Origin of the sequence: Variovorax sp. V93 (genome assembly GCF_041154485.1) — a bacterium.
Lineage (GTDB): Bacteria > Pseudomonadota > Gammaproteobacteria > Burkholderiales > Burkholderiaceae_C > Variovorax > Variovorax beijingensis_A.
Genome location: NZ_AP028669.1, coordinates 4,815,001 through 4,840,770 on the forward strand (window position 1 = coordinate 4,815,001; position 25,770 = coordinate 4,840,770).

At 69.4% G+C, this 25,770-nt stretch carries 22 protein-coding genes (1 of these 22 only partly in view); 9 read left to right on the forward strand and 13 right to left on the reverse strand.

Annotated elements, in window-relative coordinates; translation table 11 throughout:
• Positions 1-1,080, forward strand: partial view of an ATP-binding cassette domain-containing protein gene (locus tag ACAM54_RS22860; RefSeq protein WP_369649015.1) — the 3' portion only. It extends 831 nt beyond the left edge of the window; only the last 1,080 of its 1,911 coding nucleotides appear in the window; its start codon lies beyond the left edge, outside the window; the stop codon is at positions 1,078-1,080.
• Between the two features lie 93 nt (positions 1,081-1,173).
• Entirely contained in the window at positions 1,174-2,913 is a 1,740-nt protein-coding gene (locus ACAM54_RS22865; RefSeq protein ID WP_369649016.1) for a phospholipase D family protein, read from the forward strand.
• Positions 2,914-2,923: 10 nt separating this feature from the next.
• Here ACAM54_RS22865 and ACAM54_RS22870 read toward each other — a convergent pair whose 3' ends face one another.
• The 4 genes from ACAM54_RS22870 to ACAM54_RS22885 form a co-directional block, all read right to left on the reverse strand.
• Positions 2,924-3,832 carry a copper chaperone PCu(A)C gene (locus tag ACAM54_RS22870; protein ID WP_145739857.1) on the reverse strand — a complete coding sequence of 303 codons (909 nt, stop codon included), beginning with the start codon at positions 3,830-3,832 and terminating at the stop codon, positions 2,924-2,926.
• Between the two features lie 34 nt (positions 3,833-3,866).
• On the reverse strand, positions 3,867-6,149 hold the full coding sequence (locus ACAM54_RS22875; RefSeq protein WP_369649017.1) for a TonB-dependent receptor: 2,283 nt from the start codon (positions 6,147-6,149) through the stop codon (positions 3,867-3,869).
• Positions 6,150-6,266: 117 nt separating this feature from the next.
• On the reverse strand, positions 6,267-6,638 hold the full coding sequence (locus tag ACAM54_RS22880; protein WP_025569475.1) for a DUF2946 family protein: 372 nt from the start codon (positions 6,636-6,638) through the stop codon (positions 6,267-6,269).
• Between the two features lie 11 nt (positions 6,639-6,649).
• Complete coding sequence (locus ACAM54_RS22885) at positions 6,650-7,792, reverse strand: TraB/GumN family protein (RefSeq protein WP_369649018.1); 1,143 nt, start codon at positions 7,790-7,792, stop codon at positions 6,650-6,652.
• 120 nt (positions 7,793-7,912) lie between these two features.
• On the opposite strand from ACAM54_RS22885, the gene ACAM54_RS22890 reads away from it, so the two are divergent.
• On the forward strand, positions 7,913-8,326 hold the full coding sequence (locus ACAM54_RS22890; RefSeq protein ID WP_025569473.1) for a VOC family protein: 414 nt from the start codon (positions 7,913-7,915) through the stop codon (positions 8,324-8,326).
• Positions 8,323-9,534: a toxin-antitoxin system YwqK family antitoxin gene (locus tag ACAM54_RS22895; protein WP_369649019.1), complete on the forward strand. Its 1,212-nt coding sequence runs from the start codon at positions 8,323-8,325 to the stop codon at positions 9,532-9,534. The genes ACAM54_RS22890 and ACAM54_RS22895 overlap by 4 nt, the downstream gene beginning before the upstream one ends.
• Before the next feature lie 4 nt (positions 9,535-9,538).
• On the opposite strand, the gene ACAM54_RS22900 is transcribed toward ACAM54_RS22895, so the two are convergent.
• Genes ACAM54_RS22900 through ACAM54_RS22910 form a run of 3 tightly spaced genes read right to left on the reverse strand, consistent with a single transcriptional unit; the run spans position 9,539 to position 12,534 of the window.
• The gene (locus ACAM54_RS22900; protein ID WP_025569699.1) at positions 9,539-10,513 is read right to left on the reverse strand and encodes a tripartite tricarboxylate transporter substrate binding protein; all 975 of its coding nucleotides are present in this window, start codon (positions 10,511-10,513) and stop codon (positions 9,539-9,541) included.
• A gap of 3 nt (positions 10,514-10,516) precedes the next feature.
• Positions 10,517-10,747, reverse strand: a complete 231-nt coding sequence (locus tag ACAM54_RS22905) for a hypothetical protein (RefSeq protein ID WP_369649020.1) — start codon at positions 10,745-10,747, stop codon at positions 10,517-10,519.
• On the reverse strand, positions 10,744-12,534 hold the full coding sequence (locus tag ACAM54_RS22910; RefSeq protein ID WP_369649021.1) for an FAD-dependent monooxygenase: 1,791 nt from the start codon (positions 12,532-12,534) through the stop codon (positions 10,744-10,746). Before ACAM54_RS22910 ends, ACAM54_RS22905 begins: the two co-directional genes overlap by 4 nt.
• Positions 12,535-12,652: 118 nt before the next feature.
• Here ACAM54_RS22910 and ACAM54_RS22915 point away from each other — a divergent pair, with 118 nt between their 5' ends.
• Complete coding sequence (locus tag ACAM54_RS22915) at positions 12,653-13,393, forward strand: LuxR C-terminal-related transcriptional regulator (protein WP_369649022.1); 741 nt, start codon at positions 12,653-12,655, stop codon at positions 13,391-13,393.
• On the opposite strand, the gene ACAM54_RS22920 is transcribed toward ACAM54_RS22915, so the two are convergent.
• Positions 13,390-14,460 (reverse strand): fumarylacetoacetate hydrolase family protein, encoded by a 1,071-nt coding sequence (locus ACAM54_RS22920; RefSeq protein ID WP_025569706.1) that lies wholly within the window; start codon positions 14,458-14,460, stop codon positions 13,390-13,392. The genes ACAM54_RS22915 and ACAM54_RS22920 overlap by 4 nt on opposite strands.
• 134 nt (positions 14,461-14,594) lie before the next feature.
• Between ACAM54_RS22920 and ACAM54_RS22925 the strand changes: the two genes are divergently transcribed.
• Together ACAM54_RS22925 and ACAM54_RS22930 are read left to right on the forward strand one after the other, a co-directional pair.
• A complete protein-coding gene (locus ACAM54_RS22925; protein WP_369649023.1) occupies positions 14,595-15,806 on the forward strand; it encodes a DUF3108 domain-containing protein in 1,212 nt (403 codons plus the stop codon).
• A gap of 87 nt (positions 15,807-15,893) precedes the next feature.
• Positions 15,894-16,205 carry a DUF3567 domain-containing protein gene (locus tag ACAM54_RS22930; RefSeq protein ID WP_145739838.1) on the forward strand — a complete coding sequence of 104 codons (312 nt, stop codon included), beginning with the start codon at positions 15,894-15,896 and terminating at the stop codon, positions 16,203-16,205.
• Positions 16,206-16,285: 80 nt separating this feature from the next.
• On the opposite strand, the gene ACAM54_RS22935 is transcribed toward ACAM54_RS22930, so the two are convergent.
• The gene (locus ACAM54_RS22935; protein WP_029689508.1) at positions 16,286-17,347 is read right to left on the reverse strand and encodes an AbrB family transcriptional regulator; all 1,062 of its coding nucleotides are present in this window, start codon (positions 17,345-17,347) and stop codon (positions 16,286-16,288) included.
• Between the two features lie 121 nt (positions 17,348-17,468).
• On the opposite strand from ACAM54_RS22935, the gene ACAM54_RS22940 reads away from it, so the two are divergent.
• Entirely contained in the window at positions 17,469-18,257 is a 789-nt protein-coding gene (locus tag ACAM54_RS22940; RefSeq protein WP_025569779.1) for a ChaN family lipoprotein, read from the forward strand.
• 15 nt (positions 18,258-18,272) lie between these two features.
• Here the strand turns inward: ACAM54_RS22940 and ACAM54_RS22945 are convergent, their stop codons facing one another.
• On the reverse strand, positions 18,273-19,607 hold the full coding sequence (locus ACAM54_RS22945) for an aminotransferase class III-fold pyridoxal phosphate-dependent enzyme (RefSeq protein ID WP_369649024.1): 1,335 nt from the start codon (positions 19,605-19,607) through the stop codon (positions 18,273-18,275).
• 67 nt (positions 19,608-19,674) lie between these two features.
• Here ACAM54_RS22945 and purU point away from each other — a divergent pair, with 67 nt between their 5' ends.
• Positions 19,675-20,532, forward strand: a complete 858-nt coding sequence (purU, locus tag ACAM54_RS22950; protein ID WP_145739832.1) for a formyltetrahydrofolate deformylase — start codon at positions 19,675-19,677, stop codon at positions 20,530-20,532.
• 27 nt (positions 20,533-20,559) lie between these two features.
• Here the strand turns inward: purU and ACAM54_RS22955 are convergent, their stop codons facing one another.
• The 3 genes from ACAM54_RS22955 to ACAM54_RS22965 form a co-directional block, all read right to left on the reverse strand.
• A complete protein-coding gene (locus ACAM54_RS22955; RefSeq protein ID WP_369649025.1) occupies positions 20,560-20,937 on the reverse strand; it encodes a hypothetical protein in 378 nt (125 codons plus the stop codon).
• Positions 20,938-21,069: 132 nt separating this feature from the next.
• A complete protein-coding gene (locus tag ACAM54_RS22960; protein WP_369649026.1) occupies positions 21,070-22,407 on the reverse strand; it encodes an SGNH/GDSL hydrolase family protein in 1,338 nt (445 codons plus the stop codon).
• 63 nt (positions 22,408-22,470) lie between these two features.
• The gene (locus ACAM54_RS22965) at positions 22,471-25,767 is read right to left on the reverse strand and encodes a carboxyl transferase domain-containing protein (RefSeq protein WP_369649027.1); all 3,297 of its coding nucleotides are present in this window, start codon (positions 25,765-25,767) and stop codon (positions 22,471-22,473) included.
• Between the last annotated feature and the right edge of the window lie 3 nt (positions 25,768-25,770).

Below are 25,770 nucleotides of genomic sequence, written 5' to 3' on the forward strand. Positions count from 1 at the left end.
CTGGAAGCCCTGCGCGCAAGCCGCGCGGCGCGCCGGGAGGTGCAAGGCAGCGTCAACATGGACGTGGCGTCGGGCCAGAGCAGCGGCAAGATCGTGGCCGAGCTCGCCGAGGCGACCAAATCCTTCGGCGAAAAGACCGTGATCCGCAAGTTCACGGGCACCATCCTGCGCGGCGACAAGGTCGGCCTGCTGGGCCCGAACGGGGCGGGCAAGACCACGCTGCTCAAGCTGATCCTGGGCGAGCTCGAGCCGGACAGCGGCAAGATCCGCCGCGGCACCAACCTGCAGGTGGCGTATTTCGACCAGATGCGCGACAAGCTCGACCTCGATGCGACGCTGGAGGACTTCATCAGCCCGGGCAGCGAATGGATCGAGATTGGCAGCCAGCGCAAGCACGTGAAGAGCTACCTTTCGGACTTTCTCTTCTCCCCCGCGCGCGCCAATTCGCCGGTTCGCTCCCTGAGCGGCGGCGAGCGCAACCGGCTGCTGCTGGCGCGCCTGTTCGCGCGCCCCGCCAATGTGCTGGTGCTCGACGAACCGACCAACGACCTGGACATCGACACGCTCGAACTGCTCGAAGGCCTGCTGCAGGACTACGACGGCACCGTGTTCCTGGTCAGCCACGACCGCACCTTCCTGGACAACGTGGTGACCAGCACGATCGCCTTCGAGGGCGACGGCCACTGGCGCGAGTACGAGGGCAGCGTGCAGGACTGGCTGATCCAGTCGAAGCGCGCGCGCGAGATCGCGGAGCAAAGGCAGGCCGCCGGCGCCGCGCCTGCCTCCTCGCCGCCCGCACCGGCACCCGTCGCCACCGAGCCGGCGCCCGCGCGTCCGGCCGGCGCCGCGCGCAAGAAGCTCAGCTACAAGGAGCAGCGCGAGCTCGAGGCGCTCCCGGCGCAGCTCGAGGCGCTCGAGGCCGAGCAGAAGCGCATCGGCGAAATGCTCGAGCTCGACGGCGGCACCATCTACGCCACCGACGCTTCGCGCGCGGCCGAGCTGAGCCAGCGCCATGCCCAGATCGACGACGAGTTGCTGGCCGCGCTGGAACGCCAGGAAGAGCTGTCCGTCGGGCGCTAGTCCATTGGTTCTACGCCGGACTGTCCCGCCGTCCCACGCCGGGGCGGCGCCGACTGGGATATATATGCGGCTTCCAAGCTCCGGGAACGCCGCATGTCTTCTTTCTACGCGCTCTTTGGCCGATCCATTGCGCTTCTTGTCCTCGTCCTGCAGGGCGCCTGCGCACAACTGCCCGAGCACGTCGACCGGCCGGTTTCGACCGCGCTCTCCTCGCCCAACGGCACCGCGCTGGAGGCCTTGGTGCAGCAGCGGCGCAAAGCCGACGGAGCGCGCTTCGAATCCGGCTTCCTGCTGCTCGCGGGACCTCCGGCCGCCTACGGCAGCCGGCTCGCTCTGATCGAAGGCGCGCAGAAAACGCTCGACCTGCAGTACTACGCCATCCATGCCGACGCCAGCACCGGCCGGCTGGTGCGGGGAGTCCGGGCGGCGGCCGAGCGCGGCGTGCGGGTGCGGATTCTGCTCGACGATCTGCACAGCACCGGGCGCGATGCGCTGGTGCTGGGCCTGGCTTTCGTGCCCAACATCGAGATGCGCCTGTTCAACCCGCTGGCCGGCGCGCGCGGGTCTTCGTTCGCTCGCGCGCTCAACTCGATCGGCGATGCCTCGCGGATCCAGCAGCGGATGCACAACAAGCTCTTTCTCGCCGACAACGTGCTCGGCGTCACCGGCGGGCGCAACCTGGGCGATGCCTATTTCGGCAATGCGCTGAAGGGCAACTACATCGACGTCGACATCCTGGCGGCGGGGCCGATCGTGCGGGACCTGTCGCGCAGCTTCGACAGCTACTGGAACAACGAACGCGCCTATCCCGTCCAGTCGCTGGTCAAGCGCAGCGAACTGGAAGCCATCCGCGAGCGCGCGCAGCAGGCCGACCGGGAACTGGCCGACGAATCGGCCCGTGCGCAGAACTCACCGCCGCCGGCAACACCCGAGGCAGAACCGAAACCAGGCGCCGCCCCCACGCCGGCACAGCTCGCCCGCGCCTGGGACGAAAAACCGATGGACCTGCAAACCGCCCGCTTCGTCTGGGCGCCCGCGGTGATGCTCGCCGACCAGCCCGGAAAGATCCCGGCCGACAAGGGCGCCGGGACGACGAGGGCGCCGGGCCTGGTCGTGAGCCAGCCCGGGGACGCCGCCAGTTCGTCGCGGCGCGCGGCGGCGCTCGAAACCAGCTCCGACCTTGCCGCGGGCAGCGACACGGTGGTCGAAGGCCTGCTGCAGCTGATCGGCCAGGCGCGCACCGACCTGCTCATCATCTCGCCCTACTTTGTGCCCGGCCCGGACATGAAGCAGGCCTTCGCGGCGGCTCGCAGCCGGGGCGTGCGCATCCGCGTGCTGACCAACTCGCTGTCGTCGAACGACGCGCCGGTGGCGCACGTCGGCTACTCGCGCCATCGCGAGGACCTGCTCAGGATGGGCGTGGAACTCTACGAGCTGCGCAGCGAGCAGGCCAGCGTCGGCAACGCCTTCGGCTCGTCGGGCAGCGGCGGCAGCCTCGGCGAATCGCGCTCGATGCTGCATTCGAAGGTGCTGGTGATGGACGGCCGGCTGCTGGTGGTCGGCTCGATGAACCTGGACCTGCGCTCGCAGCTGCAGAACACCGAGATCGCGCTGCTCGTGCGCAGCGCCGAGCTCTCGCGCGCGGCGTCCGCCCAGATCGAGCGCGGCATGCGCGAGGGCTCATGGCGGGTCGAGCTGAACGATGGCTCGCTAGTCTGGCGGGCGCCCGAAGGCAGCGGGCTGAAGGACACCTCCACCGAGCCCGACGCCAGCCTGACCCTGCGCCTGCTGCTGCGGCTGTTCGGGCCGCTGGCGCCGGACCAGCTGCTGTAGGGCGCAGCCGTCAGTGCTTGTGCTGATGGGCCGGCGCGGCGGCGTCGGCCCCTTCGGGCGCGCCCACCGGCAGGTTCAGCTCGAGCGAGCTCTTCTGGCCCTTGGCATCCTCGAAACGCAGCGTCATCGGGACGGTCGAACCCTTGGCCAGCGCCTGCTTCAGGTCCATCATCATCACGTGGTAGCCGCCCGGCTTGAGCTCGACGGTCTGGCCGGCGGGCAGGTCGAGGCCGCCCGGCAGCTCGCGCATCTTCATGGTGTCGCCTTCCATCTTCATCTCGTGCACCTCGGCCACGCCGGCGGCCGGCGTCGTGATGCCGACTAGCCTGGCGCCGGTGGGCGCGGTGAGCTTCATGAAGGCCCCGGTGCCGCTCTGGCCCGGCACCGACTGGCGCACCCAGCCATCGCGCACGTCGACCGTGGCCACGCCCTGCGCCACCACATCGAGCCTGGCGGCAGGGCTCTTGAGCCCCGCGGTCGAACTGCCCGAGGCCGGCACTTCCGCCCAGTCGATGCTGCCCACGTCGCAGGTCTGCAGCACCTTGAACCACAGCGGGCCGGGGGTGCCGGGCACCTTGCCGCGCAGCACGAACTCGGCGCGCTCGCTGGCGGGCAGCGCGGCCTGGGGGCTTTCGGCGGTCCAGCGCACTTCGCCGTCGCCGGCGTTCTTCTGCACGTCGAGCTTCCAGCCCTTGCGCGCCTGCGCGTCGCTCAGCAGGAAACCCTTGGGCAGGCGCACGGCCAGGCCGGTGGTGGCCTTGGCGCCTTCGCAGGCGTGGCCGACACGGAAGGCCGCGCTGTAGTCGCTGCCGACGGTAACGCCGCCGCGAGGCAGGGTGACATGGGCGAACGCGGCGGCCGTGCCTGCCAGCAGTGCGCATGCGGCAGCGGTCTTCAGGATGAGGCGTGGGTGGTTCATTGCGGGAACTCCTTGAAAAAATCGGTGAAGAGAATCAGAGGTCGAACTTGAGTTCGGCCACATAGGTGCGTTGCGGATAGGGGTGGAAGGCCCAGTACTTGTTGTTGTTGAGGTTGTCGATGCCGAAGGCGGCGCTCCATTGCCGGTCGATCCGGTAGCGGATGCGCGCATCGACCACGAAGAATTTCGAGAAGCCCATGTAGGCCGCGCCGTTGCCGTCGATGTTGTCGAGCGTGCCGTACTGCTTGCCGCTGTAGCGTGCGCCGACGGTGTAGCTCCATCTCGCATCGGGCCGGTAGGTGGCGAGCAGCGTGGCCCGCAGCTTCGGCACGCGCGGCTGTTCGCGGCCGACGCTGGCGGGAAAACCGCTGTTGGCCGCGATCTTCGAGCGCGTCAGCGTGAGGCTGCCGCTCAGGTCCAGCCCCTTCACGCCCACGTCGACCGCGTTGAGCGCCACCTCCAGCCCGCGGGTGCGGATGGCATCGACGTTCTGCACCGTGCTCACGAGATTGGTGAGGGCCTGGCTGTAGAGCGCATCCTTGGTGTTCTCGAAAAAGAGCGTGGTGCGCAGCACGCCGTCGAGCCCCCAGCCTTTCAGATCGCGCTCTGCGCTGAGCTCCGTGGTCCACGAGCGCTCCGGACGCAGGTTGGGATCGGTGTTGACGATGCGGCTGCCGTCGATCGAGCCCTGGTAGAGCTCGCTCACGGTCGGCATGCGCACGGCCCGGCCGGTCGATGCCTTGAGCAGCCAGTCCGGCGTGGCCTGCCAGGCAAGCGCGGCCTTGGGCGAGTCGTAGCTGTTCCTGCGCGGTGCAAAGTCGAGCAGCCTCGTGGCGTTGCCGAGCTGGCCTCCATAGGCTTCCCAGCGTTCGTGGCGCAGGCCGAGCGTGGTCTTCCAGTCCTTGGCGAAGCGCCAGGTGTCCTGCACGTAGAGCGACTGCAATCGGGTGTTGCCGTTGAAGGCGGAGAACGGCGACACGGCCGGCCCCGCGATCCAGTCGAAGGTGTTGCCGACGCCGGTGCGCAGGCGGGCCGTGTCCTGCTGGAAGCCGAAGTCGACCACGTGCGCGCCCACGCCCTCGGTCGAGCCGGTGGGCCGCCATGTGCCGGCGGCCTTGAAGGTGTGCCAGCCGGAGCCGCCCATGTCGGTGGTGCGGCCCGGTCCGCCGTTGAAGGCACCGGGCAGCGGCGTGGTGGGCGTGCGCGAGGTGTCGCGCGCATAGTCGAACAGGCTCGCGGCCACTTCCCAGTCGAACACGCCCCCGGTGTGGCTCTTCGCCGAAAGGCCATGCATGTAATGGGTGAGCGCGGTCTCGGTCGGCGCCAGCGCGGCGCTCGGCGCATCGAGGTTGTAGCTTCGCCCGGCGATGTTCACGCGCCCCGAATACACCGGCCGGCCGAAGGCATCGCGCAGGTAGGTGTCGACGCCGCCGTGCGTGGTGTTGTTCCAGGCGCCGAGCGTGTAGGTGGCGCGCACCGTGGGAGAGAAGTCGTAGGCCAGCTTGAGCTTGGCCTGCTCCTGCGTGGTGTCGTAGATCGTCGAGCCGCCCACCAGCCACCAGGGCTGGTTCGACGGGTTCAGCCCCGGCACCGCGCCCGTGACCGGCGTGCCGGCGTTGCCCAGGGCGCCGGCGCTCGCGAGGCGGTTGCCGAACACCAGCGCCTGCCCTTTGCTGTGGGTGCGCGAGGCGCTGAGCCACCACGACCAGTCGCCGCTGCGGCTGCCCAGCGAGAGCTCGAGTTGCTGGCCGGCGGGTGAGGAATGGCTGCCGTACAGGTCGAAGTTCGAGGCGAAGCTGCTGAGCTTGGCGTGCGCTTCGAGTTTCGTGGGCATGCGCGTCACATAGTCGACCACGGCGCCGACCGAGTTGCCCGGGTAGGCCGCCGAGAACGGCCCGTACAGCACGTCGACCCGCTCGATCTCTTCGGGCGACACCATGCCCCAGCGCGGCGCGTAGGTCGCGCCGTTGCCCAGCGGGTTCGACAGCATGATGCCGTCGGCGTACACCATCGAGCGCGCGCTGTTGCCGGTGCCCGAGGCGCGTGTGGCAAGCACCGCATGGTTGAAATCGCCGATGTAGCGCTTGCGCACCACCAGGCTGGGCAGGTACTTGAGCGCGTCTTCGCCGTCGGTGGCGTTGACGGTTTCGGCGATCTGCTCGTGCGTCACGCCCTCGATGGTGGTCGGAATCTGGGTCGGCAGCGAGGTCGGGCGGCCGTCGCTGACCGTGACGGTGCTCAGGGTGCGCGCAGCGCTGCCGCCGGATGGATCAGGCGCGTCCTGCGCCCACGCGGGCGCGCCAAGGGGAAATGCCATGGCGATCGCCACGGCGCGGGAATGCTTTTTCACTGGAAACCTGCTCCACGAACTTCAAGCCGGACAGGCCGCATGCCCCCCTCGAATCGGGCGCAGTCGGCGACGGTTTTGACAGCTTCAGGAGAAGGCGGGAGGTCCGCGCGCCGGCAGCGGCGCGGCGGTGGCCGCGGCCAGGCGCGCGGCGGGAATGGACTGGACCACGCGGCCCAGCGGCAGGGGAAGGTCGAAAGCGGCGGCGGCCGGCGACGGCGGCGGTGCGCCGGTCAGCACGCACAGCGGGCAGTCCATGTGCGATGCGCCCATCTCCTGCACGCCGTCTTCGGTGTGGACCACCGCCTTGATCGAGCCGGCGCTCGAGCACACCAGTTCGACGGCCTGCGGATGCACGATCGGCGAGGCCACCGCCGCGCCGATCGAGAGCGCGAACCACAGCAGCACCCAACGGCCGACGAGGCCGAGGAAGCGGGGATGGTTTCGCAGCAGGTGCATGGCGCTGGCGATTATCGGCGTTGTTTGCTCTTTGGTGCCGGTGCGCGCTGGGCGGACCTGGCATTGCCCGTGCTCCGGGTTCCCGAGGCCTTGGCGCCGGAAGCTTTGGCGCCGCGATTGCTCCTGGCCCCTTGCGCGCCGCGGGCGCTCGCCTTTGGCGCGGGCGCCGTCGGCACCGCGACGGGCGGCTGCGCCACCAGCGGAACCGCCGCCACCTGGAATCCGCGCGCCGCCAGCAGCGCCGGCAGCCCCTGCGGGCCGACCATGTGCAGCGCGCCCACCGCAGCGAACACGCGCTGGCCGCCCGCGTGCATGCGCTCGATGCCGTCGGCCAGGCCGGGATTGCGCTCGTCCAGCAGGCGCTTCATGAGCCGCTGCTCGGCCGGCGTGTTGAGGCAGTTGCACCACTCGGGGTAGCGGCCGAGCCTGTCCGCGTCGCCGCGCGCCCAGATGTCGGCCAGCTCCTTCATCTGCGCGCGCAGCTGGCCCGATTCCAGTTCGGTCAGGGCCGCGTCGATCTGCTCGGCCTCTTCGGCCTCGGAACCGCCGGTCAGCGCCTTCAATTGCGCGGCGGCGTTTTCGAGGGCGAACACCGGCTTGCTGTTGTTGCGCGCGGAAACCGCCAGGGCCTCGTCGGCGCCGAATTCGGGGTACAGACCATCCGCGCGCGCCACCAGGCCCGCCAGCGACATGACCTGCAGGATGGGCTGCAGCCCCGCGGTCTGGCCGGGCGGCACGCAGGCCGCCTCGTTCTGGCGCGCCAGCCGCTGTGCGCGCTCGCCGCTGAGCAGCCGCGCGACCACGGCCGGGTCGGCCTGCTGCGTCAGGGGCTGCATCGCGACCGGGTCGCGCACGTCGAGTTCCAGCGCGAGCGCATCGCTCTGCTCCAGCGCCTTCTGCACCGTGGGCCCGGGCCGCACCCACTCGGCGCGCCCGAGATGAATGGTTCCATAGAGCCAGGATGTGCGCCCGTCGCGCTCGGCGCGCCACAGCAGGCCGCGGTCGGCCGCATTCCACTGGCCGACGGCGGCACCGGGCTTTCCGAGGCTGGCAATGGCGGACGGCGGGCAGGCGCCCTGCGCCGCCAGTGCGAAAACGCAGCAGGCGCCGGCCAGCGCGAGGCGCGGCAGGCGCAAGAGTACAGACGCCTGCATGCGCGCCTTCAAAAGGGTGTCGCGCCTCGGCGCAACCAGGATCCGGAGTATCCGCAAGGCTTGCTCCACGATGAAAGAAAGTCCGGCATTCTCACAGCACCGCTGCCCATAATCCGGAACATGCAGAGCATCTTCCATCTTGCCTTCCACGTCCGCGATCTCGATGCGGCCCGCCGCTTCTATGGCCAGGTTCTCGGCTGTGCCGAAGGCCGCAGCACCGACACGTGGGTCGATTTCGACTTCTTCGGCCACCAGATCTCGCTGCACCTGGGCGAACCCTTCGCCACCTCGCGCACCGGCCGCGTCGGCGACGCGATGGTGCCGATGCCGCACTTCGGCATCGTGCTTGCCCTGCCCGACTGGCAGGCACTTGCGCAGCGGCTGAAAGACGCAGGCACCGACTTCGTGCTCGAACCGCAGGTGCGTTTCGAGGGCCAGCCGGGCGAGCAGTGGACCATGTTCTTCTGCGACCCGTTCGGCAATCCGATCGAGGTCAAGGGCTTTCGCTCCCTGGCAGCGCTCTACGACAAATGAACCCTCCGCCCCGAGCCGCTCCCAGCCGGCTCGCAGCCACTGCGGGCAGCGGTACAAGCGCATTCCGGATCGCGGCCGCCGCACTCTGGCTCTTGGCGGCGGGCCCCGCCCACGCGGTCCTCGATTGCGAGCTCAACGACCGCAAGGTCAATCCCTCCGACGGCAGCAGCACCTCGGGCAAGACGGGGCTGATGCGCTGCAAGGAGCGCGAAACCGGCGAGCTCCAGCGCGAGCAGCAGATCCAGAACGGCGTCTTCATGGGCCTGGCGCGCTTCTATGAAAAGGGCAAGCTGGCCAGGGAGCACACCCTCAACGCCAAGGGCCACATCCACGGCCTCGCACGCGAGTTCGCGCCCAACGGGCAGGTCGTGCGCGAGGCGGTCTACGACGACGGGCAGGAGCAGGGCCTCGTGCGCAGCTTCTACCCGGGCGGCCAGCTGCGCCGGGTCACTTTCTATCCGGCCGTTGGAACCGACCGCGCCTTCGTCGAGTTCACCGAACGCGGCCAGATGTCGGCCCTGCGCTGCGGCGAAACGCCCATGCTGGCGCCGGCCGTCGACGACGCCCGGCTGTGCGGATTCATCGGCGGGCCGTCGCAGGTCGATCTGTTCGATGCGGGCGGCATCCTGCGCTCGCGGCTGTCGTACCTGTCGGGCAAGCGGGTGCGCTCGCAGAACTTCTACGACAACGGCAAGCCTTCGGTGCAGGACGAGATCGTCGGCAGCCAGCGCACCGAGCGCCAGTTTTCATCCGAAGGCGTGAAGCGCCGCGAAACCGTGTGGCTGCTGGTCGAGCGCAGCGCGGTGCGGCAACGCGAGCAGGAGTTTTCCGAAAAGGGAACGCTGATCCGTGACCAGCGATGGAACCCGGCGGGCGAACCGATCGGCGACGACAGCTACCACCTCAATGGCCGGCCGCGCAGCAAGTCGGTCTACCGCGGAAGCGGCAATGCGCGCACGGTCGAGATCACCGATTTCTACGAGAGCGGCCAGCGCGCCGCCCATGGCCACTACCTGGTGGCGGGCCGCGGGCACCAAGTGCCGGTGGGCACGCACCGGCGCTTCAGCGAAAAGGGCATCCTGCTGGCGGAATCGAGCTTCGATGCCAAGGGCCGCGTGACGCGCGAGCGCAGCTGGGACGAGAACGGCGAACTGCAGCATGACGAGCACGTCCTGGAAGACGGCTCGCGCAAGGCCTACACGCAGTAGCGCTTCAGTCCAGCTTGATGCCGGCCTGCTTGATGATCGGGCCCCAGCGCCTGGACTCGGCGCGCGACAGCGCCGCGAACTGCGCCGGCGTGCCCGGCATGGCTTCCATGCCGAAATCGTCGAAGCGCTTCTGCACGGCCGGCGTGCCGAACGCGCGGTTCAGCTCGCTGTTGAGCCTGGCGACCACCGCGGGCGGCAGCCCCGCCGGGCCGAGGATGCCCTGGAACGCGAACACCTCGGTGTTGGGCACGCCCACTTCGGCCAGCGTCGGCACGTTGGGCAGCGCCTTGCTGCGCGCGCCCGAGCCGATAGCCAGCACGCGCACCTTGTTGCCCTGCATGATCGGCAGGCCCGAGGCCAGGTCGAGGAACATGCACGGCACCTGGCCGCCCATGACGTCGGCCATGGCGGGCGCGGCGCCCCGATAGGGAATGTGGGTGATGAAGGTGCCGGTGCGGGCCTTGAACATTTCCATGGCCAGGTGGTGCGGCGAGCCATTGCCCGGCGAGGCGTAGTTGACCTTGCCCGGATTGGCTTTCACATAGGCCAGGAACTCCTTGAAATTCTTGGCCGGAAAGTCGGGATGCACCACCAGCGCGAGCGGGAACTTGCCGATCGCGCCGATGTAGGTGAAGTCCTTTTCCGGATTGAACGGCAGCTTGCCGAACAGGTGCTCGTTGAAGGCCAGCACGGCGTTGTCCGCCGAGAGGATGGTGTAGCCGTCGGGCTTGCTCTTGGCGACGAGGTCGGCGCCGATGTTGGTCGAGGCGCCGGGGCGGTTGTCGACCACGATCTGCTGGCCCAGCGTCTGGCGCATGGCTTCGGCCAGCACGCGTGCGATCACGTCGGTGCCGCCGCCGGCCGGATAGGGCACCACCCACTTGATGAGTTGCGCGGGATAGTCCTGTGCGCGGGCAAAGGGCGCGGCGGCCACGGCGGCGCCGGAGGCGAGCGTGGCGAGAAGGGTGCGGCGATCCATGGATCAGTCTCCTTTTTGTTGGGGTTCGGTTGCGGACAGCGATGGTACGGGCAGCGCGTGCAGTGCGTCGGCCAGCGCGGCGCGGCAGCGCGCCTCGTCGCCGACCTGCTCGAACAGCAGCAGCGCGAGGCGGGCGAGAAACAGCGATTCGCGCTCGGCGCCCGCCTCGGTGATGGCGCGCGCGCACTCTGCGTAGAGCCGGTCGCGCGCATCGGATGGAAGCGCTGTGGTCATGCGGAGATCTCCGTGGAAGCGGCGGCCGCGGCGCGGGCCAATGCGGCCCGCAGTGCGCCGCGGGGCATGCGCCGCCAGCGCGCGGCCACATGGCCGTCGGGGCGCAGCAGGTAGACGGCACCGTCGCGCCCGCCCAGCGCCTCGAACACGGCGGGCCCGGCCTGCGCGTCGGCACCTTCGATGCCCGGGCCCGCAATGGTGCGCACCGCGAACGGCAGGAGGCCGCCAAGCGCCTGTGCCACTTCGTCGTCCGGCAGCGGCACGGCATCGGTGCCCGGCTGCAGCACCAGCAGCGTGAACACCGGGCCGATCCAGTCGGTCAGGTGGCCTTGCTCGAGTGGCTGCTCGGCCATGACCTCTCCGGGCAGCGGGCCCGCAGGCAGCGCATCGCCTTCGCTCGACAACGCCGAATCCGCGTAGCGCACGGCCTGGGTCTGGCGCGGATTGATCAGCTGCGCAATGCCGCGGTGCACCTGCGACAGCGAGAGCGCGGCCTCGCGCAACAGATCGAAGCCGCGCGACGGCGGCGACATGAACTCGGTGCTGCGCATGGCGTTCTCCGCATTGACGTGGAAGGCCGCGATGCGCTCCTGCGAGTACGAGTCGAGCAGCGACGCATCCGACAGGCCGCGCGCCACGAAGGCCAGCTTCCAGGCCAGGTTGTCCGCATCGTCGAAGCCTGAATTGAGGCCGCGCACGCCGAAGATCGGCATCGCATGCGCCGCATTGCCCGCGAACAGCACCCGGCCATGCCGGTAGCTGTCGAGCGTCATCGCCCCTGCGCGGTAGACCGAAGTCCAGACCGTCTTCCACGGCAGGTGGCCTTCGCCGATGGCGTCCAGGTGGCGCTGCACGAATTCGGCCACGGCCGCCGGCTGCAGCGCTTTCTCGGTGCTCTGGCCCGCGCGCAACTGGTAATCGATGCGCCAGATGTCGTCGGGCTGGCGGTGCATCAGCACGGTCGAGCCCGGGTTCCACGGCGGGTCGAACCAGGCGCGGCGCTCGGTCGGGTGCTTGCTGTGCAGCTCGATGTCGATGATCACGTAGCGGCCTTCGTAGCCCGTGCCCTCGAGCGCGAGCCCCAGCGCCTTGCGCACGAAGCTCTGGCCGCCGTCGCAGGCGGCGAGCCATTGGCTGCGCAGCCGGTAGGCGCCCTCGGGGTTGCGCACGTCCAGCGTCACGCCCTCTTCGTCCTGTGCGAGGCCGGTGAGCTCGGTGCCCCAGCGGATGTCGACGAGCCCCGGCGCCGCCTCGTTGCGTCGGAGAATTTCCTCGAGCAGGTACTGCTCGATGTAGTACTGCTCGAGGTTGATCATCGGCGGCAGCTTCTGCCTTTCGTCGTGCGGCATCTCGAAGCGAAAGACCTCGGCCGTCTTGTAGAAGCTGCGCCCGCCGGTCCACGGCAGGCCCTTGGCCATGAAGGCCGGCTGCACGCCCAGGCGTTCCATGATCTCCAGGCTGCGGCGCGAGATGCAGGCCGCCCGGCTGCCCACGCACACCGTGTCGTCGGCTTCGAGGATCACGCAGCGCACGCCCTGGCTTGCGAGCCCCAGCGCAAGCGCCATGCCGACGGGCCCGCCGCCCGCAATCACCACCGGATGGCGGCCCGGCTCCATGCCGCCCGGCGCGAGCGCAGGCGTCCGTGCCGGGTAGCGCGTGTAGTGAAAGGCGCCGACGGAGGGCGGCAGTCCGGTGGCGCTGGCCGGTGGCGGCACGGGGCCGCTGGCGGCATCGGCGGCCCGTGTGCCGGGCGGCGGCGCGGCGGCCGCAACGGTGAGGTTCGTCATGCAGCGGGATTGTCCCGATGTGTGGTGCCGGCCATCGTCATAACTTCGTACGAAGTAATTACCCTGACCTACCTGCTTCATGAGACGCTGGCGCATTCAGCCCGCTGCAGACAACGCGTTGTCCACAGCCATCGTCGGCGACGTGCTCGCGGGCATCGGCACGCCGCACCTGGCGGCCAGCTGCCTCGCGGCCATGCACCGCGTGATGCCTGTGACCTTCTGCACCGTGTTCGCGGTCGATGCCACCGGCCGCATCGAGACGGTGTCGGCCGCCAGCAGCTACGGCACCACGGCCGAACGCACGGCCGAGCGCTACGTGGCGCAGCGCTTCGACCTGCTCGATCCCAACATGACCTGGCTGGCGGCACGCAAGCTGCCCCGGCGCGCGCAGCTCTGGCTGGGCCACCAGCGCGCCGACGAGGTGGCCGACCCGGCCTACCGCGCGGCCTGCTACGGCGACGTGGGCATCCGCGAGCGCGCGTCGGTGCTGCGCCTGACGCCCGCCGGCCAGCGCGTGGCCGTGAGCTTCTACCGGAGCCTTGCGCAGCCCGAATTCGGCGCCGCCGACTTCGCGGCCATCGAGCGCCATGCCACGCTCCTGGCCGACGCCACCCTGGCCCACGGCCGCAGCGCCATGGCCGCCCGGGAGGCGGTGGCGCCCACCCTCGCCTCGCGCCTTCTGACCTTGAGCCTGCGCGAGCGCGAAGTCATCGGCCACCTGATGGCCGGCCGCACGGCCAAGGAAACGGCACGTGAAGTCGGCATCGAACTGACGACGGTGCGCACCCACCAGTACCGGGCGTTCCGGCGGCTGGGCATACGCAGCCAGAAGGAGCTGCTGCGCGCCGCGCCGCACTAGTCTTCGGCGCCGTCGTCGTCCTGCGGGTCCGCCAGCGACACCGGCGCCACCTTCGGCCGCCCCGCCGCCGACACGATCTCCTGGTCGATTGCGCCGAACAGCGAGCGGCCGTCCAGGCCCTTCATCTCGATGCGGATGGTGTCGCCGAACTTCATGAAGTCGGTGACGGGCTCGCCGCCCTGGATGGTTTCGATGCAGCGCTTCTCGGCAATGCACGAATAGCCCTTGGGCCAGTCCATCTGGCCGTTCCTTTCCACGCCCTTGTTGCTCACGGTGCCGCTGCCGACGATGCTGCCGGCGCGCACGTTGCGCGTCTTGGCGATGTGGGCGATGAGCTGGCCGAAGTGGAAGGTCATCTCGGGCCCGGCGTCGCACATGCCGACCTTGCGGCCGTTCCAGCTGCTTTGCAGCGTGAGGTGCACGCGGCCGTGCTGCCAGGCTTCGCCAAGCTCGTCGAGCGTCACGGCCACAGGGCTGAAGGCGGTGGCCGGCTTGCTCTGGAAGAAGCCGAAGCCCTTGGCCAGCTCGGCCGGGATCAGGTTGCGCAGGCTCACGTCGTTGGCCAGCATCACCAGGCGGATGCCGTCGAGCGCCTGGTCGGGCGTGGCGCCCATCCTCACGTCACCGGTGACCACCGCGATCTCGGCCTCGAAGTCGATGCCCATGGCTTCGCTGGGCACGACCACGTCATCGGTGGGGCCGAGGAAGTCGTCGCTGCCGCCCTGGTACATGAGCGGGTCGGTATAGAAGCTCTCGGGTACTTCGGCATTGCGCGCCTTGCGCACCAGCTCGACGTGGTTCAGGTAGGCCGAGCCGTCGGCCCACTGGTAGGCGCGCGGCAGCGGCGCCATGCACTGGGCGGGGTCGAACGGGAAGGAATGGCGCGCGCGGCCGGTGTTGACCGCGTCGTACAGGTCCTGCAGCTGCGGGCTCATGAAGCCCCAGTCGTCCAGCACCTGCTGCAGCCGGCTGGCGATGCCGGTGGCGTAGTGGGCGAGCGTGAGGTCGCGCGAGACGACGACGAGCTGGCCGTCGCGCGAGCCGTCCTTCAGGGTGGCGAGTTTCATGATGGCAAATGCGTGATGAAGGACACGGCGCGAACACGAGAGCCGGCGCCGCGCCCACTAAACTGGTTGAACGGGCGGCAGTGTACCGAGGTGCTCCCGGTGAACCTCGGCGCCGGCGCTCACTCCACCACATCATGCCGACGCTCGTCGCCTCCCCGTTGCCTTCCTCCGCCGCCCCGCCCGCGCGCCCGTCGTGGCGCGCGCTGGCCGGGCTGACGCTGGCGGTGGCGCTGGCCCACGTGCTGCTGCTGGACCTCGCGCCCACTGTGATCGGGCCCGATCCCTCGCCGCTCGCGAACAAGTTCATCACCCGGACCATCGTGATCGCACCGCCGGCCGCGGAACAGCCGGCTGCGCCCGCCGCCGCGCCACCCGCTGCCGCGGCCAAGCCGCCGCCGCCTGCAAAGCCGCGGCGGCCGCGCGAGCCATCCAGGCCCAGGCCCGCTGCGGCCCCGGAGCCGGCGCCGCAACCCCAGGTTTCGGAACCCGCCCCGGCGCCCACGCCTGACCTGACAGCGCAGACCGCTATCGACTCAGGAGCAGCCGCTCCCGAGCCGCCGGTGAGCGCCCCCGCAGGCGCCGCCCTGGGCGGGGCGGGCAGCACGGCCAACACCGGCGTCGGAAACGGCGCGCCGGGCGAGGCTGCGGGCGCCGCCAGCGCCGCGGCGGGCAATGTCGTCGGGCCCGAGGCGCTGCGCATCCCGGGTTCGGTCAAGCTTGCCTTCGCGGTCACGGGCCAGCAGGGCGCCTCGCCGATGCAGGGGGTTTTCGGCGACCTGGTCTGGCTGCAGGACGGCAGCAGCTACGACGCCCGGCTCTCGCTCAAATTCCTGTTCCGCACCATCCGCAGCCAGCACAGCACCGGCCGGATCGGCCCCACCGGCATCGAGCCGGCGCGTTTTTCCGAAAGCCGCAAGGGCGAGCTCGCCTCGCACTTCCTGCGCGACCAGGGCCAGATCATGTTCAGCAACAACGCGCCCAGCGTGCCCCTGCTGCCGGGCGCGCAGGACCGGCTCAGCGTGGTGATGCAGCTCGGCGGCATGCTGGCGGGCGACCCGGGCCGCTACCCGGCCGGCAGCCGCATTTCCATCCAGACGGCAGGGCCGCGCGACGCGGGCGTCTGGGTGTTCAACATCGAAGGCGAGGAGCAGATGAGCGTGCCGGCTGGCGACTACGCGGTGCGCAAGCTCACGCGCAGCCCGCGGCGCGAATTCGACGACAAGATCGAAATCTGGCTCGCGCCCGCGCTGGGGTACCTACCGGTACGGATGAAACAGACACAGCCCAACGGCGACTTCGCCGACATGCAGTTGCGTGAATCCCTTCCCGCGGGGCCGTCCAGCTGATAGTACAAAACAAGTAAAGAAACACCGTTGTGACCGCAATGCGACAACCCTTCTTGAAACTGGCGCGTTGATTGCTATCTAACCCCCATGAATGCCATCGACATCCTCACAGGCCCCGCAATGAACATGCTCTATGACTCGGAGTCCTTCGTCGTCGTGCACGTGCAGCCGAACGAAGGCGACACCCCGGACCAGCCCAACGTCCCGGTGCTGGAACGCCACGGCTTCGAGATCGTCGACAAGCGCTCGGGCAAGGAGGTCTACCTCGACGGTTCCTGGGCCGAGCTGTTCCAGCAGCAGATTGCCGCCTGGCAGCTCAACACGCCCACGCAGGAAGAGGTCGAGGACACGCTCGAGGGCTATGCCGAACTGGCCCACACCCCGGTGCTGGTGCACTGAAAACCCGGGCTCTCCACCCCGCCCGATCAAAAAAAAGCGCCCGAGCGGCGCTTTTTTTGCGCCCTTTGAGCGCCTGCCGCTCATTTCCGTTGGTAAATCCATCGGTACATCGGCCCCACGAGCAGCAGCACCGCCACCAGCCGGCAGACCTGGAACGCCGTCACCACCGGCACGCCCAGCTGCAGCACCTTGGCGGTGATCGACATCTCGGCAATGCCGCCCGGCGAGGTGCCCAGGATCATGGTGGCGGGATGCAGCCCCGTCGCCCGGGCCAGCAGCCAGGCGGCACCCGCGCACAGCACCAGCATGCCGACGGTGCCCAGCGCCACCGAACCGAGCCAGCGCGGCGCCGTGTGCAGGAATTCGCGGCTGAAGCGCACGCCCAGGCTCACCGCAATCACGAGCTGCGCCGTGTTCGACATCCAGCCGGGCACGGCCGACAGCGGCTGGCCCGCGATGGTGAAACCCATGGCCACCAGCAGCGGCCCCATGAACCACGGGTTGGTGCGGCCCAGCGCCCGCATCGCAAGCCCGCCGACACCGGTGGCCAGCGCGAGCAGCAGGAGCCCGCCCGCATTCACTTCGCGCACCGTGGACGGATTGACTTCCAGCCCGTGCAGCCCGCTCCACTGCATCGCAAACGGAATGGCGATGGTCACCACCACCAGCCGCAGGCTGTGCGCCGCGGCCACCAGGTCGGTGCGCGCGCCGGCCGATTCGGCCAGCAGCGTCATTTCGGAGGCGCCGCCGATGGCGCCAGAGAAGTAAGTCGTGGCTCTCATGGATCTGGCCGGCACATGCGGCATCCGCCGGGCATGCACGCCGTGCAGCCAGCGCCCGAATCCCCAGCCAAGCAGCAGGGCCCAGGCAATGGCCAGCGCAATCGCCCACCAGACGCCGGCCACCAGCGCCACCACCTGCGGCGTGAAATAAAGGCCCAGCACCGTGCCGATGGTCCACTGCCCGGCATTGCGCAGCGGCGTAAGGCTGGCCGTGGGCGCGCCGGCAATCGATGCCAGCGAGACCGCCAGCAGCGGGCCGATCATCCACGGCAGGGGTGTGTGCAGGGCGAGGCAGATTTCGGCCGCGGCGAGCGCAAGCAACAGCGTGGCCAGCACGCGAACCAGAAAGCGGAGAGACACGGGCAGGAAGAAGCGGAATTGGATGGCGCTGCGGGCGAGCGCCAGCGCATAGTATGGCGCGATGCGATGCCAACCCTTTCCCGCACGGGCTTCCCGCTTCCTGCTGCCCCTGTTCGCTGCCATGGCCCTGGCGGGTTGCACCGCGTTGCTCGACGGCCCCGATGCACCGGTGGCGCGCCGCGCGGCAGCGCTGCTGCCGGTGGACGCGCTGATCCTCGGCGAGCAGCACGACGCTCCCGAGCACCACGCGATCGAGCGCGAAACCGTCGAGGCACTGGCCGGCCGGGGCCAGCTGGCCGCGCTGCTGCTCGAAATGGCCGAGGAAGGCCACAGCACCCTCCGCCTCGACGCCGCGGCCACCGATGCGCAGGTGCGCGACGCACTGGCCTGGAACGACAAAGCCTGGCCCTGGCAAAGCTACGGCCCGGTGGTGATGGCCGCCGTGCGCGCCGGCGTGCCCGTCATCGGCGCCAACCTGCCGCGTTCGCGCATGAAGAACGCCATGGCCGACGTCTCGCTCGACGTGCAGCTCAACGGCGAGGCCTACGCCGCGCAGCAGGACGCCGTGCGGGAAGGCCACTGCAAGCTGCTGCCCGAGCCCCAGATCGTTCCAATGGCGCGCATCCAGGTGGGGCGCGACCGCGCCATGGCGCAGGCCATCGTCAAGGCCCGCCAGCCGGGCAAGACGGTGCTGCTGGTCAGCGGCGCGGGCCACGCCACCAAGGTGCTGGGCGTGCCGCAGCACCTGCCGACCGATGTGTCGGTCAAGTCCGTGCGGCTGCAGGCCGGGGAATCGCCGGACGAGGACGAAGACAAGGGCGCTTACGACGCCGTCTGGCGCACGGCCCCGCTGCCGCCGAAGGACTACTGCGCGGACATGCGCGCTCGATCGCCGCGGCCTTCGTCCTGAAGGCCGCGCGCCGGCTCAGGCGAACTTCTTGATCGAATCCGCCAGCGTGTTGACCAGCGTGTCGATGTGCTGCTTCTCCACGATGTACGGCGGCGCGATCACCAGCACGTCGCCCGCGGGCCGCACCAGCGCGCCCTTGTGGAAGCAGTCCAGGAAGATGTCGTAGGCGCGTTTGCCCGGCGCGCCCGCGATGGGCGCGAGCTCCACCGCGGCGGCCAGGCCGAGGCTGCGGATGCTGACCACGTTCGGCAGGCCCTTGAAGGTACTGTGGAAGGCATCGCCCAGCACCTTGCCCATTTCGCCGGCGCGCGCGAACAGGTTCTCCTGCTTGAACAGGTCAAGCGTGGCGATGGCGGCGGCGCAGGCCACCGGATGGCCCGAGTAGGTGTAGCCATGGAAGAACTCGACCACGTGCTCGGGCGCGTCGGTCTTCATCATCGCGTCGTAGAGCTTGTCGCGGCAGATCACGCCGCCCAGCGGAATCACGCCGTTGGTCACGCACTTGGCGAAGTTCAGCATGTCGGGCACCACGCCGAAGTAGTCGGACGCGAAGTTGGTGCCCATGCGGCCGAAGCCGGTGATGACCTCGTCGAAGATCAGGAGGATGCCGTGCTTGTCGCAGATCTCGCGCAGACGCTTCAGGTAGCCCTTGGGCGGCAGGTACCAGCCGGCCGAACCGGCCACCGGCTCGACGATGATCGCGGCGATGTTGCTCGGGTCGTGCAGCGGCAGGATGCGCGTTTCGAGCTCCACCAGCGGGTCTTCGGCCCACACCGGCTCCTCGTTGTGGATGTAGGCATGATTCACCGGATCGTGGATGAAGCGCATGTGGTCCACGCGCGGCAGGAAGGCCGAGCCGAACACCTTGCGGTTGCCCGGGATCCCGCCCACCGACATGCCGCCGAAGCCCACGCCGTGGTAGCCCTTCTCGCGGCCGATGAACACGTTGCGGTGGCCCTCGCCGCGCGCGCGGTGGTAGGCCAGTGCCACCTTCATCGAGGTGTCGGCCGCCTCGGAACCCGAATTGCAGAACAGCACCTTGTTGAGGTCGCCGGGCGCCAGCGAGGCGATCATCTCGGCCGCCTTGAAGGCCTTGTCGTTGCTGACCTGGAAGGCGGTGGCGTAGTCGAGCGTGTCGAGCTGCTTCTTGATTGCCTCGTTGATCGGCTTTCGGTTGTGGCCCGCACCCACGCACCACAGCGACGAGATGCCGTCGATCACCTTCTTGCCGTCGTGCGTGGTGAATTCCATGCCGTCGGCGGCCACGAAGACGCGAGGGTCTTTCTGGAAGTGGCGGTTGGGGGTGAAGGGCAGCCACTGGTTGCCCATGTTGAGGTCCTGATAAGCCATCGGTTGCTCCTGCTTAACGCGCACCAAAAAACGGCATTCTGGCACCCCTGCGACAATCGTGCCCCTCATGACGACCACTACGCCCGCTTACATCCTGACCCTCTCCTGCCCCGACCGGACGGGCATCGTGCATGCCGTCTCGGGCTTTCTGCTCGAACGCGGCGGCAACATCGAGGAAGCCGCCCAGTACAACGACCACGACACGGGCCTGTTCTTCATGCGCGTGCGCTTCGCCTGCAGCGACCACCCCGAGGCGGCGCTGCGCGAACAGCTCGCCACCTTCGGCGCCGGCTTCGGCATGAGCCTGCAGCTGCATGCCGCAGCCGAGCCGATGAAGACCGTGATCCTGGTCAGCAAGGAAGGCCACTGCCTGAACGACCTGCTGTTCCGCTGGAAGAGCGGGCTGCTGGCCATCGACGTGCGCGCCATCATCTCGAACCACCGCGACTTCTACCAGCTGGCCGCCAGCTACAACGTGCCCTTCCATCACATTCCCGTGACGGCCGCCACCAAGGCGCAGGGCGAAGCCCGGCAGCTGGAGATCATCGAGTCCGAAGGCGCCGAGCTCGTGGTGCTCGCGCGCTACATGCAGATCCTGAGCAACGGCCTGTGCCAGAGCCTGGCCGGCCGGGCCATCAACATCCATCACTCGTTCCTGCCGAGCTTCAAGGGTGCCAAGCCCTACTACCAGGCGCACGACCGCGGCGTGAAGCTCATCGGCGCGACCGCCCACTACGTGACGGCCGATCTGGACGAGGGCCCGATCATCGAGCAGGACGTGGCGCGCGCCGACCACACCGACACGGTCGAGGACCTCACGGCCCGCGGCCGCGACACCGAGAGCCAGGTGCTCGCGCGCGCCGTGAAATGGCACAGCGAGCACCGCGTGCTGCTGAACGGGCACCGCACGGTCGTGTTCCGGTAGGCGGAGCCCATTCAGGAATACCGCGGGTCAGTTGCGGTTCGGATTGTCCGGACGACGGTCGTAGCGGTTCGGCACGCCGTCGCGATCGCGGTCCCACTCGCCGCGGCGGTATTCCCAGCGGCCATCGCGTTCGCGCCATTCGGGCGGACGGTAGGCATAGCCCGGACGGGCGCGCACCCACATGCCCCGGACCCACACATGGCGCCCACCACGCCATTCATAGTGCCCCGGGGCCCACACGTAACCACGGCGCGGCGGCGGCGGACGCTCGAAGCGAGGCGGCGGCGGCGGCACCTCGACGAACACACCGGGCTGCGCCTGGGCGGCTGTCGGCACCATCAGTGCGCCTCCCACCGAGAGCAGCGAAGCGGCCGCGATGGAAAGGGTGATTGCGAGTTTTTTCATGGGTGTCCCCTCATGAGTGGTTGGAGCCTTCATGCTGACGAGGCCGTGTGAAGCGCCTGTAAGCACTCGACGGGACATTGTGTAAAGGTGTGTCGCCTCAAGCAGTGCCTTTGTTGGCACTTACTCCCGCAGCTACTCCTGCAGTTCGCGAAGGTCGACGGCCGCGGCCATGGCGCCATGGCCCGCCTTGTTGGGATGCAGGTGGTCGCCGTTGTCATAGAGCGGGTTCAACATCGTCGGATTGGCGGGGTCGCGCAGCACGGCGTCGAAATCGATCACGCCGTCCACGTCCTGGCGGCTGCGGACCCAGCGGTTGACCTCGCCGCGCATGGCCTCGGTCGCCTCCGTCCAGTAGGGCGTGTTCCCGAACGGCGGCACGGTGCCGATCAGCACCTTCACGCCCTTGGCGCGGGCTTGCTTGACCAATTGCTGCAGGCCGTCGGTGATGCGCTCTGCCGTCGCGACCTCGTGCTCCGGCGTCGGCCGCCCCGGCAGGACGAACACGCTGCGGCCGATGTCGTTGGTGCCCAGCAGGATCATCACGTGCGTCGCGCCGCTTTGTCCGAGCGCATCGCGCGCAAAACGCGACAAGCCGTTGGGGCCGATGCCGTCGACCAGCAAGCGGTTGCCGCCGATGCCCATGTTGAGCACCGAGACCGCCTGCGCCGCCGAAGGGCTGTTGCGCAGGCGCGTGGCGAGCAGTTCGGGGTATGAGCCGTCGCCCGCCTCGCCGCCGCCCGCAGTGATCGAGTCGCCAAAGGCCACCACCGTTCGCACGGGCTGCGTGGTCATCACGTCGAAGCCCGTCACGATGTGGTTCAGCGGCAAGGGCGCGGCGTCGTGCAGCCTGGGTGTTGCAATGGCATTGCCGCGAGCCACCCAGCTCGCGTCGGGCGAGCGCAGGTGGACGGTCGCGAAGGGCACGGCGCGATCGAAGAAGGCACTCACCGCCACCGCCTGCCCGGCCTCGACCTTCAGGTCGGCACCATCGCTCCAGACTTCGGCACCCGGCGCGACGACCGTGCTTACGCGCCCGCCGAAGCGCAGCTTGCGCAGTGTGGCCGGCGAGACCGCGCCGCCACCGGTGCCCTGCCCCACGCTGGCCTCGGCGATGCGCAGGGGCGCCTTGCCGAAACGGTTCGAAAAGCGGATGCGAACGCGCTCGCCGCGCAGCGCAGACTCGAACTGCTGCCGCAGCGTCTGTCCGTGGAACGCATCGCCGCCGGGCCGGGGTGCCGCAGCCGTGAGGAGCGGATTCGCACTGAGTTCGCGGAAGTCCACCGGCGCGGCCGCCCAGCCGGCCACCCAGTGTGCCTCGACCGGCTGCTTCGGCTGCGGCTGCCCACCCGCACCTGGCTGGACGGCCTGCACCGCCACTGCAACGGCGAACAGCAGGCAACCGACCGCGGCCATCCAATGCCGCAGCGCACCTTCGCGAAGAACAGAAAGCCGATGCGAACCCAGTTTCATGCGCAAAGCGACTCAGTTTACGGAGCCCCCTTGCCATTGCATGTGACGAGGTTTAGTGCATGGTTACCAAGTGTCCACGTAGGGCGAGGCCGCCTGCATGGAACGCCCCGCGGAAGCGAGTCCGCGCACCAGCCAGGTGCGGGTTTCGGCGGGATCGATCACCGCATCGATCTCGAGCGTCTGTGCCATGTGGATCGCTTCGCCGTTGGCGTACTGCTGCGCCACGAGCTTCCTGAACAATGCGTCGCGCTCCGTGCCTTCGGGCACCGCGGCGAGTTCCTTGCGGTAGCCCAGGCGCACCGCGCCCTCGAGCCCCATCGCGCCGAACTCGCCGGTCGGCCAGGCCACCGTGAACACCGGCGCATCGAAGCCGCCGGCCGTCATGGCCTGCGCGCCCAGGCCATAGCCCTTGCGCAGCACCACGGCAAAAAAGGGCACGCGCAGGTGCGAGGCCACCATGAACATGCGGCAGACATGGCGCACCTGCGCCTGCGCCTCGATCTCGGGGCCGACCATGAAGCCGGGCGTGTCGCACAGCGAGACGATCGGCAGCCCGTGCGCGTTGCAAAGCTGCATGAAGCGCGCCGACTTGTCGGCCGCCTCCACGTCGATCGCGCCGCCCAGGTGATGCGGGTTGTTGGCCATCAGCCCCACCGGCTTGCCCTCGATCCGTGCCAGCGCGGTGACGATGCCCGCGCCGAAGCCGGCGCGCAGTTCGAGCAACGATCCGGTGTCGGCCACGCCGCGCATTGCGGCGCGCACGTCGTACACGCGCAGCCGGTTCTCGGGCACCACATGGCGCAGCGCGCGCGAGTCGGCGCACTGCCAGTCGCTCACCGCCCCCTGGAAATACGAGAGGTATTGCTTCGCTGCAGCCACTGCCGCCGCTTCGTCTTCCACCAGGATGTCGATCACGCCGTTGCGCGACTGCACGCTGCTCGGCCCGATCTGCTCGGGCGCGAAGCTGCCGAGCCCGCCGCCCTCGATCATGGCCGGGCCGCTCATGCCGATGTTGCTGCCCCTGGTGGCGATGATCACGTCGGCGCAGCCCAGCAGCGCGGCATTGCCCGCGAAGCAGCGGCCATGCACGATGCCCACCACCGGCACCTTGCCCGAGAGCGCCGCGAACTGGCTGAAGGTGTGGTTGTTGAGGCCCGCGACGATCGGCATGTCGGTATCGCCCGGCCGCCCGCCGCCGCCTTCGGCGAACAGCACCACCGGCAGCTTCAGCTGGTGCGCGATCGACAGCATGCGGTCGGTCTTGTGGTGGTTGCGCATGCCCTGCGTGCCGGCCAGCACCGTGTAGTCGTAGGCCAGCACGGCGCAGCGCGAGGCCTCGGGGCCGAACTGCTTCGCGTTGATGCTGCCCAGGCCCGTGACCATGCCGTCGGCCGGCGTGTTGGCGATCAGGTCTTCGAGCGTGCGGCGGCGCGTTTGCGCGGCGATGGCGAGTGCGCCGTATTCGATGAAGCTGCCGGGGTCGGAGGCCGTGTCGCACAGGTCGGCGATGTTCTCGCGCGCGGTGCGCCCGCCCTGTGCATGCCGCCTGGCCACGGCCGCGCCGCGGTTGGCATCGAGCGTGAAGGCATGGCGGTCGACCACCTTCTGCAGGTCGGGGCGGATCGCATCGAGGTCTTGCGCGGTGCGCGCCTCGGCTTCCACGGCCTGCGCATCGACCGCTTCCAGCCGCAGCAGCGACTGGCCTTCGACGAGGTAGTCGCCCGGCTCGGCCAGCAGCGCAACCACGCGGCCCGCGACCGGCGCGTGCAGCAGGTGCTCCATCTTCATGGCTTCGAGCACACCGAGCTGCGCGCCGGCAGGCAGCACATCGCCCACCGTCACTTCGAACTGCACCAGCTTCGCGGGGATCGGGGCCTTGATCGTCAGATCGTCCGATTCATCGGCTGCAGACCCCGTCGCCTGCGTGGCGGCAGGTGCGATCTTCTTCGCATGCTTTTCAAGCGATGCCGCGGCTGCCAGCAGGTCGCCCAGATGCGCCTCGACGAAGCGCGTGTGCACCGCCTGCGTCGCGAACTCGGGCCGTGCCGCAATGGCACGCAGCAACGCGAGATTGGTCGCGATGCCATCGATATGGCATTCGTCGAGTGCGCGCAACGAGCGCCGCAGCGCATCGGAAAAACGCGGCGACGGCGAATGCACGATCAGCTTGGCAAGCAGCGTGTCGTAATGCGGCGAAGGCGCAAGGCCCGCGTAGCCGTGCGTGTCGACACGCACGCCAGGCCCGCTCGGCAGATCGAAACGTGCAAGTGTCCCGCCCGAGGGCCGCGCGTTGCCATGGGCATCGAGCGTCTCCGCACTGATGCGCCATTGCACCGCGAACCCGCGCTGCGCCGCCGTCCGGTCGGCTTCCACGCCGAGCGCCTTCAAGGGCTGTCCGGCTGCCACCGCCATCTGCAGCTGCACAAGATCGAGACCGGTCACCGCCTCGGTCACCGTGTGCTCGACCTGCAGCCGCGGGTTCGCCTCGATGAAGACGAAGGGGAGCGTGGCCGATGCGGCATCGACGAGAAATTCGAAGGTGCCCAGGCTGCGATAGCCCGCGGCCCTGGCCATGCGCAGCGCGGCCTGCGTGATGGCGGCCCGCAGCGCATCGGGCAGCGAAGGACTGGGCGCGATCTCCACCAGCTTCTGGAAGCGCCGCTGCAGGGTACATTCGCGCTCGCCGAGGCTGGCCACGGCCTGGCCGTCGCCGAGCACCTGCACTTCGATGTGCCGCGCGTGGTGCATCAGCCGCTCGACGTACACGCCCTCGACGCCGAAGGCCGCCTTGGCCTCGGACACGCAGCGCGCATGCGCTTCGGGCAACTCGTCCGCGTTCATGACGGCGCGCATGCCGCGCCCGCCACCGCCGCCAATGGCCTTGATCATCACGCCCGCGGCACCTTGCGCCTGCTGCTCGGCAAAGAAGGCCTGCGCCTGCGCGAGCGTCACGGCGCCGGCGCTGCCAGGCATCACGGGTACGTCGCACTGCGTGGCGAGTGCGCGCGCGCGCGCCTTGTCGCCGAACAGCGCCAGCTGCTCGGGCGCGGGCCCGATGAAGACCAACCCCGCATCCGCGCAGGCCTGCGCGAAGTCCGCGCGTTCGCTCAGGAAGCCGTAGCCGGGATGCACCGCGTCGCAGCCTTGCGCCTTCGCCACGCCGATCAGCGCGGCAACGTCGAGGTAGGCCGAAGGCCCGGTCGCATCGAGCGCGACGGCCTCGTCGGCCAGCTGCACATGCAATGCCGCTGCATCGTCGCGCGCATGCACCGCCACGCTGGCAATGCCCAGGTCGCGCAGCGCGCGCACCAGGCGCACCGCGATCTCGCCGCGGTTGGCAATCAGGACTTTGGAGAACAAGGG

Excerpts from the sequence above, each read along its gene's own strand:
- ACAM54_RS22930 (WP_145739838.1), top strand. The coding sequence starts at position 15,894 with ATGAATGCCATCGACATCCTCACAGGCCCCGCAATGAACATGCTCTAT.
- ACAM54_RS22880 (WP_025569475.1), bottom strand. The coding sequence starts at position 6,638 with ATGCACCTGCTGCGAAACCATCCCCGCTTCCTCGGCCTCGTCGGCCGT.
- purU (WP_145739832.1), top strand. The coding sequence starts at position 19,675 with ATGACGACCACTACGCCCGCTTACATCCTGACCCTCTCCTGCCCCGAC.
- ACAM54_RS22920 (WP_025569706.1), bottom strand. The coding sequence starts at position 14,460 with ATGAAACTCGCCACCCTGAAGGACGGCTCGCGCGACGGCCAGCTCGTC.
- ACAM54_RS22870 (WP_145739857.1), bottom strand. The coding sequence starts at position 3,832 with ATGAACCACCCACGCCTCATCCTGAAGACCGCTGCCGCATGCGCACTG.
- ACAM54_RS22905 (WP_369649020.1), bottom strand. The coding sequence starts at position 10,747 with ATGACCACAGCGCTTCCATCCGATGCGCGCGACCGGCTCTACGCAGAG.
- ACAM54_RS22955 (WP_369649025.1), bottom strand. The coding sequence starts at position 20,937 with ATGAAAAAACTCGCAATCACCCTTTCCATCGCGGCCGCTTCGCTGCTC.
- ACAM54_RS22885 (WP_369649018.1), bottom strand. The coding sequence starts at position 7,792 with ATGCAGGCGTCTGTACTCTTGCGCCTGCCGCGCCTCGCGCTGGCCGGC.
- ACAM54_RS22940 (WP_025569779.1), top strand. The coding sequence starts at position 17,469 with ATGGCCCTGGCGGGTTGCACCGCGTTGCTCGACGGCCCCGATGCACCG.
- ACAM54_RS22900 (WP_025569699.1), bottom strand. The coding sequence starts at position 10,513 with ATGGATCGCCGCACCCTTCTCGCCACGCTCGCCTCCGGCGCCGCCGTG.
- ACAM54_RS22960 (WP_369649026.1), bottom strand. The coding sequence starts at position 22,407 with ATGAAACTGGGTTCGCATCGGCTTTCTGTTCTTCGCGAAGGTGCGCTG.
- ACAM54_RS22910 (WP_369649021.1), bottom strand. The coding sequence starts at position 12,534 with ATGACGAACCTCACCGTTGCGGCCGCCGCGCCGCCGCCCGGCACACGG.
- ACAM54_RS22945 (WP_369649024.1), bottom strand. The coding sequence starts at position 19,607 with ATGGCTTATCAGGACCTCAACATGGGCAACCAGTGGCTGCCCTTCACC.
- ACAM54_RS22865 (WP_369649016.1), top strand. The coding sequence starts at position 1,174 with ATGTCTTCTTTCTACGCGCTCTTTGGCCGATCCATTGCGCTTCTTGTC.
- ACAM54_RS22895 (WP_369649019.1), top strand. The coding sequence starts at position 8,323 with ATGAACCCTCCGCCCCGAGCCGCTCCCAGCCGGCTCGCAGCCACTGCG.
- ACAM54_RS22875 (WP_369649017.1), bottom strand. The coding sequence starts at position 6,149 with ATGGCATTTCCCCTTGGCGCGCCCGCGTGGGCGCAGGACGCGCCTGAT.
- ACAM54_RS22925 (WP_369649023.1), top strand. The coding sequence starts at position 14,595 with ATGCCGACGCTCGTCGCCTCCCCGTTGCCTTCCTCCGCCGCCCCGCCC.
- ACAM54_RS22890 (WP_025569473.1), top strand. The coding sequence starts at position 7,913 with ATGCAGAGCATCTTCCATCTTGCCTTCCACGTCCGCGATCTCGATGCG.